At 52.5% G+C, this 12,461-nt stretch carries 8 protein-coding genes; 7 read left to right on the top strand and 1 reads right to left on the bottom strand.

The features are described 5' to 3' along the window. Positions 1 to 13: 13 nt before the first annotated feature. The 3 genes from CCY32_RS06990 (at position 14) to CCY32_RS06980 (ending at position 5,163) form a co-directional block, all read left to right on the top strand. Positions 14 to 913 (top strand): fructose bisphosphate aldolase, encoded by a 900-nt coding sequence (locus tag CCY32_RS06990; RefSeq protein WP_088329882.1) that lies wholly within the window; start codon positions 14 to 16, stop codon positions 911 to 913. A 193-nt stretch (positions 914 to 1,106) separates the two neighbouring features. Then, positions 1,107 to 1,892 (top strand): DUF481 domain-containing protein, encoded by a 786-nt coding sequence (locus CCY32_RS06985; RefSeq protein WP_088329881.1) that lies wholly within the window; start codon positions 1,107 to 1,109, stop codon positions 1,890 to 1,892. 334 nt (positions 1,893 to 2,226) lie between these two features. Beyond that, the gene (locus tag CCY32_RS06980) at positions 2,227 to 5,163 is read left to right on the top strand and encodes a choice-of-anchor D domain-containing protein (RefSeq protein ID WP_168171445.1); all 2,937 of its coding nucleotides are present in this window, start codon (positions 2,227 to 2,229) and stop codon (positions 5,161 to 5,163) included. A 64-nt stretch (positions 5,164 to 5,227) separates the two neighbouring features. On the opposite strand, the gene CCY32_RS17080 is transcribed toward CCY32_RS06980, so the two are convergent. Further along, entirely contained in the window at positions 5,228 to 5,527 is a 300-nt protein-coding gene (locus tag CCY32_RS17080; protein ID WP_141096188.1) for a hypothetical protein, read from the bottom strand. A gap of 117 nt (positions 5,528 to 5,644) precedes the next feature. On the opposite strand from CCY32_RS17080, the gene CCY32_RS06975 reads away from it, so the two are divergent. From CCY32_RS06975 to CCY32_RS06960, 4 genes are all read left to right on the top strand, one after another. Then, positions 5,645 to 6,793, top strand: coding sequence for an MFS transporter (locus CCY32_RS06975; protein ID WP_088329879.1), 1,149 nt, complete (start codon positions 5,645 to 5,647; stop codon positions 6,791 to 6,793). 44 nt (positions 6,794 to 6,837) lie between these two features. Next, a complete protein-coding gene (locus CCY32_RS06970; RefSeq protein WP_088330138.1) occupies positions 6,838 to 8,640 on the top strand; it encodes a PLP-dependent aminotransferase family protein in 1,803 nt (600 codons plus the stop codon). A 421-nt stretch (positions 8,641 to 9,061) separates the two neighbouring features. Then, positions 9,062 to 9,925, top strand: a complete 864-nt coding sequence (locus tag CCY32_RS06965; protein WP_088329878.1) for a carbon-nitrogen hydrolase family protein — start codon at positions 9,062 to 9,064, stop codon at positions 9,923 to 9,925. Between the two features lie 102 nt (positions 9,926 to 10,027). Then, positions 10,028 to 12,457 (top strand): TonB-dependent receptor, encoded by a 2,430-nt coding sequence (locus tag CCY32_RS06960; RefSeq protein WP_246840552.1) that lies wholly within the window; start codon positions 10,028 to 10,030, stop codon positions 12,455 to 12,457. The last annotated feature ends 4 nt before the right edge of the window (positions 12,458 to 12,461 follow it).

Here is a 12,461-nt window from a genome sequence, read left to right as displayed (position 1 = left end):
AAAGGAGTTGCCAATGGCAGCCGAAGCCAAAGCGAAAATGCTGGAGAAAGTCCAGAATCAGGACGGGTTTATTGCCGCCCTGGATCAAAGTGGTGGTAGTACCCCTAAAGCCCTCAAACTCTATGGGCTGGATGAATCAGCTTGGAATTCCGATGAGGAAATGTTCGATCTGGTGCATCAGATGCGCAGCCGCATTGTCACCAGTCCGGCCTTCAATGGTGAACGCATTCTGGGTGCGATTTTGTTTGAGAATACGCTGGATCGCTACATTGAAGGAGAATATTCCTCCCGCTACCTGTGGCAGGAAAAAAAGGTGGTACCTTTTCTCAAAGTGGACAAAGGCTTGGCAGAAGAGTCACAGGGCGTGCAGTTGATGAAGCCCATGCCAGAGCTGGGAAAACTGCTGTCTAAAGCGAACGACCAGGGCGTTTTTGGCACTAAAATGCGTTCTGTCATCAAGCAGGCCGATGCCGAGGGGATCCGTAAGGTCGTGGCGCAGCAGTTTGAAGTCGCAAGCCACATCATGGCGGCCGGACTGGTACCTATCATCGAGCCGGAAGTGGATATTCACTGCCCCGATAAAGCCGAGGCTGAAGCCCTGCTCAAGCAGGATATACTGGCGGAACTGGATACCTTGTCTACCGCCCAGAAAGTGATGTTGAAACTGACCCTGCCCGAAGAAGACAATTTCTATCGCGATTGTATTGAGCATGGCAATGTAGTTCGGGTGGTGGCACTTTCAGGCGGTTACAGCCGTGAAGAAGCGAATCAGCGACTGAGCCGAAATCAGGGCATGATCGCCAGTTTCTCAAGGGCGCTGACCGAGGGGTTGTCGGCACAACAGTCTGAAGAAGACTTCAATGCCACACTGGATGCCACCATTGAGAGCATCTATCAGGCCTCGAAAACCTGAATAACCTCATCGGATAAATCACCGTAAGCCATTCGGCTTGCGGTGATTTTTTATTACAAAAAGAACAAATATTCGAATAGAATATCAGACTGAACTGGCATAAAAGGTTAAAAAATAACCTAACCCCCTGCAATTGGCGCTGTAATTTAGTTACAATTACGCGGAATTTTCAATCACCCGGAATAGACACTGAATGATCAAGAAGACCACACTGGCCCTGTCGGCCATTCTGACCTTACCGTTTTTCGCCCAGGCCAACAGTCTGGATACGCTCTTTGCTGCCGATACCACAACTCCTGAAGAAGCAGAAAAACCATTTAGCATGGACGGTGAACTGGGCATCATAGTGACTACCGGTAATACCGAAGCGTCTACCTTCAAGGGCAGAATCAATGCTCACCAGGAGTTGCCTCAGTGGAGCAATGATTATGTGCTGGAAGGCTTCTATAAGCAGGACGAAGTGACGGTTGATGACGAAACCAAGACGCAGACTACAGCACAGAAAATTTTCTTCTCGGGGCAGGGTAACTATAAACTCGACAATCCCAATCACCGGGTGTTTGCATTTGCTTCCTATGAAGACGATCGGTTCAGTGGTTTTAAACATCAGGCGACTGTGGCAGCTGGTTGGGCTCAGGAGTTATGGAAAACCAACGTGTCGTCTTTTACTTACAGTATCGGTCCGGGTTATGCGATGGCTGAACGCGACAACGGTGAAAGTGTCAATGGCATGATTGTGCGGGGCTCTTTAGACTATCGCTGGAAGATTTCTGATACCTCCACCTTCCGTCAGACCTTCAGCTCGGAAGTGGGTAACGAGAATACCAAGTCTAAGTCGGAATCTTCCGTCTCGGCGCAAATCAATGGCTCACTGGCGCTCAAAGTATCGCTGATTCTCAATCATAACTCTGATGTAGAGGATGATATTGAAAAACTCGATACACAGACCTCTGTGACCCTGGTGTATAACTTCTTCTGATGGCATTCGGTGCCAAGCCTCGGGGTTGGCACCTGAAATACCTTCTTGCAGCGCCGGTCTTTGATCGGCGTTTTTGTTGGTGACATGACCCATGTCATTTTCAATCATGGCGTTTGCGGCTGGCATAGCCGAAATGACAATGATCCAGTGACCTGCTGGAACCTCTCATCGTTTATTGCACTGCTGCTCAAAAAGACTCAGACCTTTATGAACGGGGCCTGAAGGGCCATGCGTTGCAACTGGCCCTATGCAAAGTTGTTATCTGGTTCTTATCCATAATTCTGCCCGCGCTATGGTGTGTTGGTGTTTTTTTATACAAATAAAGGTGAACACCATGCACAGGTATTGTTTAAATTGGTTTATCGCTATCAGCACATTGTTGCTGGCAACTCAGACCGCTGCCGTGAGTCTGTTCGACGATGACTTTCAAAGCGGCCAGTACAATCAGTGGACGCCCTCCGGAGACGGAAGCGATGCCATTCATCTTTACCAGGGCAATTACTCCTTGCGCCTTGATGGATTGCGTCAGGCCCAGCTAACCCTCTCTACAGCTGGCTATGAAAATGTCAGTCTGGCAATGGTGTTGACGGCGACGGAGCTTTTGTATGGTGATCAGTGCTTTGCTGAATATTCGGTCAATGGGGGCGCCAGCTGGACGACACTGGGTAGCATTGGCGTGGCCGAATCCGGTGGACCTCTTGTTTCCTTTTCGCAGTCAGCAGGACTGGATGATGTGAACCAGCTGGCACTGCGCTTTCGTGCCTACACCCTGTATGACAACTATTGCTATGGTGATGATGTCGCAGTCACCGGTACGCCCATATCGCAGAATAGTCTGTTCAGTGACGATTTTCAGGATGGCGACAGCAGCGGCTGGAGCTTTACCGGTAATGGCAATAACAGCGTTAACCTCTATCAGGGAAATTATTCGCTGCGTGTGGATGGCTTACGGCAGGGCCGCGTTGATCTTTCATCTGCCGGTGCAAATAATGTGGTGTTAAGTGCACAACTGGCGGCCTTGTATCTGGTTAACGGTGATGCCTGTCACCTTGAATATTCGACCGATGCCGGGCAGAGCTGGCAAACCCTGTTGACCCTGAATAATGGCGATGATGACGGTAACTTTCGCAGCGCCACCATCAACAGCGGTCTGGATGACAACGGGGGGCTGAGTTTGCGCGTGCGGGCCTATACCCTGTTTGGTAATTATTGCTATGGCGATAACATCACCCTCAGCGGCACCGCAGGCGGACAAACTCAGGAACCACAACTCACTGTCAGCGGTTCAGGAAGTTTTGGGGCTGTGGCGGTGGGCTCGACAGTGAATCGCAATTTTACGCTCAGGAACAGTGGTGATCAGACCCTCGAGATAGGCAGCATCACCGGTGCCAGCGCACCTTTCTCTGTTAATGTAGATAACTGCTCGAACCAGAATCTGGCGCAAGCTCAGAGTTGTCAGCTTGAGGTGGCGTTTACACCGGTGGATCAGAGCAGTGCCAATGACAGCCTCAGTATTGCCTCTAATGATACCGATCAAAATCCTTTCCTTATCGCTTTATCGGGTACCGGCACCCAGACCGGTAACTGTGAATTCGATTGTCTCGCGGGTGACGGTAGCGTCAGTCGCAGTCAGTTAACCTATAGTCAGCTGACCGGCAGCGGCGCCATTGCGCTGCTGAATTATAGTCACTATGCCTTGCCAGCCAGTGGCGCCGACCCGGCCAACACCTTCAGTGGGAATCTGAGCCTGACCGTCGTGCCGGGTACGTTGACCGAGCAGGGCACCAATCTGGCGTCGGCCTACACGAATCCCGACAGCTTGCCGCCTTTTGATTTTGACTTTGTTCAGTATGGGAGTCATCTCATCCCTGTGGACAGACAAGTGACAGCCACCGGCCATCCAGCCTGGGAGTGGATACTCCTGCCGGGCCGGGTATGGAATGAAAACGGCGACAGTGGATATAGCCGTGTGGCACTGCCTTTTGCATTGCAGGAAATCAATGCCAATTGCACCCACAACGGCGTGATGACGTTTTTGTTTAAAGATGATGGCACGGTTTCGGATGTGGCTTACCAGATTGCCCAGGAGACCTGCGAATACTTTAAGTTCAACCTTCACGGCAAACTTACGGCGAATTACACCCCCGCTGTGATTGCCAATGACAGCCAGCTTAAAAATGACTATGTGGCGGAGCTGAGTAACAGGTTGCCGCGCAAGGCTCTGTCTGAACTGGCGACCGACTACCCGGGGCAGGGCGTTAATGTCAGCGCCATTGGCAGCGATCAGACATCCGTTCATCTGAGCGCCTTCGGTGTACTGTATCAGGGGGTACATTATCAGGGCCAGTGCAATACCCGTCAGGGCGCTTACCCCTATTGTAATGTAATGGCGCTGCCTTCTTATTCTACCGCCAAATCTGTGGTGGGCGGAATCGGGTTGATGGCGCTCGAACAGCAATATGGGGGCTCACAGGCGGGTCTGAAGATCAGTGACTATGTCAGCGCCTGTTCACCGGCAACCTGGTCAGATGTCACCTTTGAACAAGCATTAGATATGGCCACGGGCAACTACGATTCTGCCGGCGATTCAGTCGATGAAGGGGCGCAGAAAACCATTAATGAGTTCTTTCTGGTGGCCAGTCACGCCGACAAGATCAGTCATGCCTGTGACTATCCGCGTAAGAGTACACCGGGCACACAGTTTGTCTATCACACCTCGGATACCTACATCCTCAGTCGCGCGATGCAGAAATGGTATGAAGCCAACCAAGGCGCGCAGGCCGACTACTACAATGATCTGCTGGTGGAACAGATCTTCAAACCCATACATTTAAGTCCGTTGACCTGGCAAAGTAAACGCAGCTATGACAGTGAGCGGCAGGTCTGGGGCGGCTATGGATTGACCTTCAGCGGTGATGATCTGCTCAAAATAGGTCAGTTCTTACTGCTGGACGAAGGTAAGGTTGCCGGGCAACCTATGCTCGATGCGAGCTTGCTTGGCGATGCGCTGCAGCAATCCAGTAACCGGGGGTTAACCACCGGCACCAGTAGCAGTCGTTATCAGAATGGTTTCTGGGCTTATGACCTTGGTGCTTCAACCCAGGTCAGCTGTAGCAATCCTACCTGGGTACCCTACATGTCAGGTTTTGGTGGCATTGGTCTGGTGATATTGCCCAATAATATGCTGTACTACTACGTCAGTGACAATAAAGAGTATGGTTTTACCAAAACCGTCAGGGAACTGGATAAAATCGCCTCGGTGTGTAATTGAAAAAAGATAACAGATTAAACAACCACACAGGCTGGTTGTGAGAGAGGGTATCCACAAGGGAACGTCAATTGGTCCTGGCCGGGTGGTGTTGTCGGGCATCTGGCGTCCCCGATAAGGCTCTGGATTCCCGCCTGCGCGGGAATGACAGGTACACAGACGTCATGGCCGGGTGGTGTTGTCGGGCATCTGGCGTCCCCGATAAGGCTCTGGATTCCCGCCTGCGCGGCAATGACAGGTACACAGGCGTCATGGCCGGGCGTTGCTGCCCTGCATCCGGCGCCTTTTGAGAAAGGCTGAATAACCACAGCTGTATGTAGAACGCGGAGAAATCACGGGCCTTAACCCTCAATACTTCCGTGTTCACTGTGCCGCTGTGGTGTGATGTTAAACTGGTGCCAAAACTCACGTCTAACTGGCTCTAACCCTGGCTGATTAAGCTGATAGTCTGGTGCATATGATCCTCAATACAAGCAGTAAATTGATGAAATTACCGATACTGGCACCCGATGGCACCGCCGCTCGGGTCATGCTGGCCTTTCTGGCCACTGCAGGACTCTTTTACGTGAATATTATGCCGGCGATTGTCTCCGGACTGATTGATTCCCTTAATTTTTCACGGGCCGATGCGGGACTGGTGGCCTCCTTAAACATATACGGGGCCGCTGTGGGCGCATTTGTGGCGGTATTTCTGGTGACCCGCGTGCCCTGGCGACCGGCGGCCGCCGTGCTGCTGGTGGCATTGATGCTACTTGATGGACTCTCCATTATTGTCACCACGCCGGAGGTGATGTTGCCGCTGCGGGCTTTGCACGGTGGTGTGGGTGGATTGTTAGTGGGCATTTCTTTTGCGGTGATTGCGCGGGTCAGTCAGGTGCATAAAACGTTCGGGTACCTGTTGTTTGTGCAGTTTGGACTGGGTGGATTCGGCGTGATGCTGTTGCCGCCGCTGGCGCCACTGTACGGTACCGCTGCGTTATTTCTCTCCCTGATCGCCTTCAGCGCGGTGTCACTGGTGATGCTGAGCATGCTCGGTGATTATCCGATTGAGAAGCCGGATCCGGATAAAATGGTGGCGCCCATTCAGTCCAGACCCCTGGCATCGGCTTTGCTGGCGGTGTTCTTGTTCCAGGCTGCGAATATGGGACTGTATGCCTACATTATCGATCTGGGCCAGCAAGCCGGGCTGGATATTAAGTTTATTTCACCGACTCTGGGCATCTCCGCCTGGATCGGATTGCTGGGCTCGGGACTGGTGATTGTGTTCTCTACCCGTTTTGGGCGCACCCTGCCCTTAGTGTTTGCCATTGGCCTGACGACACTGGCGACCTTTGCGCTGCATTTCAGTCAGATGGCAGCCATCTTCTGGCTAGCCAATGTGCTGGTGGGGGTAACCTGGGCATTCAGCATTGCTTATTTGCTGGGTATCTGTGCCGAGTTTGACAAAGCCGGTAAAATGGCGGCTTTGGGAGGATTTGCGTCAAAAACCGGGCTGGCATCGGGGCCGTTTGTGGCAGCGATGATCCTGTCAGATGAAGGCTATGGACAGCTTATTAATATTGCCGTGGTGGCGCTGGTGTTGTGTCTGCTGGCGTGTCTGTTTCCGGCCAGATTGCTTGATAAGCAAAGTTGAAGCGGGCAAGATGGCAGTCTTGTGAATTGTATTTTGATGCCTCTATGCCGCAGCACCTGTTTGTTCTGGATGATGATGACAAGACCAGCCTGCAGAAGCAATTACAACAAAAACTGATTGGCGCCATTCATAGCGGCTATTTCTCCGCCGCCAGTAAAATGCCCTCCAGTCGCAAACTGGCTGAACAACTGGGCGTTTCCCGCAACACGGTGGTGGCTGCGTACGAACAGCTGATGGATGAAGGCTACCTGGTGAGCCGCGAGCGCAGCGGTATTTATGTTAACGACCAGGTGTTTGATGAGCATGCCGAGCCAGCGCCGGTAAGTACCGTGTCGGCCTCCTGTTATGACTGGGATTCTGCCGTGCATAACATCAAGGTGGAAAAAAGCGCACCGCCCTACCCGGATAACTGGCAACAATACCCTTTTCCTTTTATTGATGGTCAGTACGACCAATCGTTGTTTCCCCTGAACCAGTGGCGTGAGTGTTCGCGCCTCAGTCAGAATGTGGATGAAATCAAAAGCTGGGCCAGAGACAGTGGCACCCGAGACGATGAACTGCTGATCCAGGAAATCCGCACTAAGGTCTTGCCGCGTCGGGGAATTTTTGCCAGCGCAGACGAAATTCTGATTACCCTTGGCTCACAACACGCCCTTTACCTGTTGGCAAGGTTGCTGTTTAACCACACCCGGTTGCTTACCACCGAAGAGCCGGGCTATCAGGGCATTCGTCAACTGGCCCAGCTGATGTATTGTCCGCTGCAATTTGCCGCGATAGAAGCCGATGGCATCAGCCTGCAGGACATCGCTCCGCAAACCGATGTGCTGTATGTGACCCCGAGCCATCAGGTACCTACCGCAGTGACCATGTCCAGAGAAAAACGCGAGAAGCTCATAGAGCAGGCGCAGCAGGATGATTTTGTGATTATCGAAGATGATTATGAGAGTGAAGCGAATTTTCTCAGCAATCCTCATCCTGCACTGAAAAGCCTGGATAATGCTGACCGGGTGGTCTATGTGTCCAGTTTTTCCAAAGTACTCGCGCCTGGATTGCGCTTAGGCTTTATGGTGGCACCCAAAGCGCTGATTAAGCAGGCACGGCGACTGCGCTCGCTGTCTCTGCGCCATCCACCAGCGAACAACCAGCGCATCATGGCGCTGTTTCTGTCGCTGGGGTATTACGATATGACCATGCGCCGAATCCATCAGGAACTGAACCTGCGCTGGCAGGAAATGCGCGAAGCACTGAATCATTATCTGGGTCCCTATATTGTGACCTCCGAGACAGTGGGAGGCAGCACAGTCTGGATAGAAGGTCCGGCGGAGCTGAACAGCCAGCGCTTTGCCGCAGAGGCGGCGAAAGTGGGCATACTGGTGGAGCCTGTGCACCGTTTTTATGGCAGTAAGGATAAACCAGAGCACTACTTCCGCCTGGGTGTGCGCAGTATCCCCGCCGGCAAGATCCGAGAAGGGATAGAGCGTCTGGCCAGATTAATCGAAGAGTTCAGAGAGCAGCATGATCGAGAATGGGGCCAGCGTCTGAGTGGTGATGCCTTGTTGAGGTTTGTGTCGAACTGTCAGTTTATCGGCCGCACGGTATTTGGCGATCCGTACCGTATCCGGTTGCGTGCCGATGGCACCATGGAAGGCTGGGAAGGACACACCGACGAGAAGCACGATACCGGTACCTGGTGGCTAAAAGGCGATATCTGGTACCGCCAATGGCAAAGCTGGTCGTACGGTGAGCTATTGGGGTTTGAAATCTATATCAGCGACAACCGTATTCACTGGGTGCGCGATGGCCAGTTAGTGGACGCGGCTTTCTATACCATTCCGGGTGAAGAGTAAGAGCAGCGTTCTGCTCTGTGTTCTCACTCCTGCTATGCTCGCGACAGCCCAAGACCGTGACGCCGTTTGATCGTCGCTGCGGTTTCTCAGTAATGCCACAATCCGCACCCAATCCCGGGATGGGTGGCCTGTGCGACACCTATGTTACTTTTCATCACGGTCTTGAGGCACCGCGCTTACGCTTGAGCCTGCGCCTGCGCTTCCGCGGGGTTGTGTGGCGCAAGATGTGTCGCTGTCGTCTTGCGACTCCCCTTCCTTTGACACGTCATGGTGTCTGAGGTTACCAGCCTCACCCCAGATTTCGGCACAGACCGGGTTTCTGGCTCCTTAACTTTTCTAAAACTGGTCCTGTTGCCTGTGGCGTGATGTCCCTAAGCTGGGAAGCAATCGAAAGGCCGACGTTTGGCATTAAGGAGAACCGATGAGTGTATTCACCCTGGCAGGTTTGCAGCTGGAGCTGGAGCCCCATCAGAATAATTTTGACATTATCCGCGCAGAAGTGGTGGGGCTGAAGAAGCGCTTTCCCAACCTGCAGATGATCATGTTGTCGGAATTATGTAATTGTGGGCCAGCGCCGCGCTTTGCCGAGCCAATGCCCGGTCCGCTGGAACAGGCATACGCCGAACTGGCCATGCAAACCGAGGTGTATCTGGTCACCGGTTCCCTGTTTGAACGCGATCAGGATCGTATTTTCAATACCCTGTCGGTGCTGAGCCCAAAAGGCGACGTGATTGCCCGCTATCGCAAAATCTTTCCCTTTTTACCTTATGAGGAAGGTGTGTCCTGCGGCGATGAGTTTGTCACCTTTGATGTTCCCGGTGTGGGGCGGTTCGGTTTATCCGTGTGTTATGACATGTGGTTCCCGGAAACCATTCGCGCGCTGGCCTGGAAAGGCGCAGAAGTGGTTCTGCATCCAACCCTGACCAATACCATCGATAGAGACGTGGAACTGGCGATCGCCCGTGCCAATGCCGCCACGAATCAATGCTACATGATAGACATCAATGGCGCCGGTAAGCTGGGCAATGGTCGCTCTATCGTGGCAGGGCCCGGCGGCGAAGTAGTGTATCAGGCCGGCGAGACCCAGGAGGCCATTGTGGTGGATGTTGATTTTGATTATGTACGGCGGGTGCGGGAAAGCGGCTGGCACAGCCTGGGGCAACCGTTGAAGAGTTTTCGGGATAACCCGGTTGTTTATCCCCAGTATCAGCAAGGTGCGGGTTCGGCGGCCCTGAACGCCCTGGGCCCGTTGCAAAAACCAGCCAAGCCGGATTGGTCAGAATAAGGCCTGCAACTGGCCCGAATAATAAATAGAAACTGGCCCTAACCTGAACAGAATTGTTTTTTTACAGTGTTGAAAACAGAATAAAAACCCGAGGAACATGTTATGCAGAACCCGATGAATAAAAATACCAAAGCAGGCTTTGCCCTGTCTCCTGTCACCCTCGCACTGGCTGCGGCAACAGTATTACCCAGTCTGGCACTGGCTCAACAGCAGGAACAGCAGAAAACTGAAGTGGTGGAACTGGAGCGCATTGAGGTTACCGCCAGCCGTCGTATCACCACCGTTGAAGACACGCCCTATAACATCTCAGTCATCAATGGTAGCCATCTGCAGGAAGCACAGATTGTTGATTCGGTGGAGATGATTCGTGAAATGGCCGGTGTCACCGCGGTAGACAGGGGATATCGGAACTCTGGTGTTATCAACAACATCATTATCCGAGGTATGAACGTGGATTCTTCCGGTAACGGAGATTTTGCACTGAACGCGGTGCCCACGGTCTCGTCTTATGTCAATGACACGCCGATTTTTGCTAATTTTATTCTTAAAGACATTGATGCGGTAGAGGTATTGCGCGGACCGCAGGGTACTTTGTACGGGTCCGGTGCGCTGGCAGGTACGGTGCGTTATAAAATGAACCGTCCGGATCTGGACTATTTTTCCGGCTCTGCCGGGGCGAATCTGAGCCGCAGTTCGGGCTCGGAAGGTTTTAACAAAAATATTGATGGCATGATCAATATTCCGCTCACCGATACGCTGGCTTTTCGCGCCAATGTTGGCGTAATTCGCAATGACGGTATTGTGGATTACACCACTTTGTATGCGCTCAACAGTGACGGGGCACCGATGGCCGAAGGTGGTGATATTGCCAATGGCGCGCCGGTGTTCACCAGTAAAGAAGATGCCGATACGGTGGATATCGACTACGGCCGTATGTCTTTACTGTTTAAGCCATCAGAGGAATTCAGTGCGTTGCTGTCGTATCAGTATCAGTCTGATGACATTGGTGGCCGACGCCAGGTTACCCGCGGCACACACTGGACGACCGGTGAAGAACAGCAGTATGGTGATTACCAGAATGGCGCCATTCAGCTTGAGCCCAGTGAACGTAAAGTCGATTTACTGGCCCTTGAGATGGAATGGGACTTAGGGTTTGCCACGCTTTCCTCCAGTACTTCTCAGTATGAGCATGATGGCAGTTCTATCAGCGATAACACCGGGTTTTATGCTCAGAATAACTGGTTTGCCTGGTTCTATGGCGGTTCACCACGTCCCATGGCGCAGGCATCAAGAACCTATGCCGACGAGGCTTTTGCACAGGAACTGCGATTGGTGTCCAACACTGAAGGGCCGGTAGACTGGATCGTGGGCGCCTTTTATATGGATCAGGATACCTCTGCCTCGCAGGACTCCTTTATGCCGGGCTTTTCCGAGTGGGCGCAAGCCAGTGGCTTCGATGACACCCTGGCGTCCTGGGGCGGTACGCTGACCGATCAGGATTTTAAATACCGCGATAAAGGCAGCGTGAAGGATATGTCCATTTTTGGTGAGCTGACATACCACTTCAATGATGCATTCCGGGCTACCCTTGGGCTTCGCCGCTTTGATAATGACATTGACAATACTACCAGTATTGAACTGCCTATTTATCCCGGCCCGGCTGATGTGAGTTCTGCCAGTGATGATTCGGGTACCTTGTTCAAAGTGAACTTGTCTTATGATCTTTCTGATCAGGCCATGCTCTATGGCACCGTGTCTGAAGGTTACCGTCGCGGTGGCACCAGTGCGGTGCCCCTGACCGGCGCCTTTGCCGAAAATCCGGCGTATCTGAATTATGATTCTGACAGCGTCACCAATTATGAGCTGGGTGTGAAGGGTAACACCGGCCGCTTCTTCTACTCGCTGTCGTTGTATCTGATGGACTGGGAAGATCCACAGCTGAACGTGGCGACGCCTAACTGGGGCTTCTATGCTGCAGTCAATGGTGAAGCGGCAGAAACCAAAGGCGTTGAAATTGAAACCCGTGGGTATATTACCGACGACCTGCAGTTTACTGCTCAATATGCTCTGACCAACGCCAAACTGACCGAAGATTTGTATATTCCTTCCGGTACGCAGGCGAATCCGGGGGAATTTCTGCAGGCAGAGGCCGGTGATCGGTTGCCCAGTACCGCGCGTCATACCTTAAGCCTGGGACTGGAACAAACTCAGGACATCAATAGCGACTATTATCTGGTCAGCCGTGTAGGGGTTTACTATCAGTCCGATTCGCGCAATGCGCTTAGCAGTAATCCGACCTTTGACATTGAACTGCCGGGCTTCTGGCTGGCCAATGCCGGAGTCACCCTGCATGCGGATGACTGGATGGCTACCCTGTATGTGAAAAACCTGTTCGGTGAAGATGCGGTCACGGGCGTGTTGTCTGAGGCCTATATGGGCACCGATCCAGCGGAAAACTTTTACGGTAATGCGTCAAAAGACTATATTGGACAGCCCAGAACAGTGGGTGTGTCCTTTAATTACCGTTTCTAAGAGA

It is taken from the genome of Lacimicrobium sp. SS2-24, from assembly GCF_002201535.1.
Taxonomy (GTDB): Bacteria; Pseudomonadota; Gammaproteobacteria; order Enterobacterales; family Alteromonadaceae; genus Lacimicrobium.
This window is presented reverse-complemented; position numbering and strand designations above follow the sequence as displayed.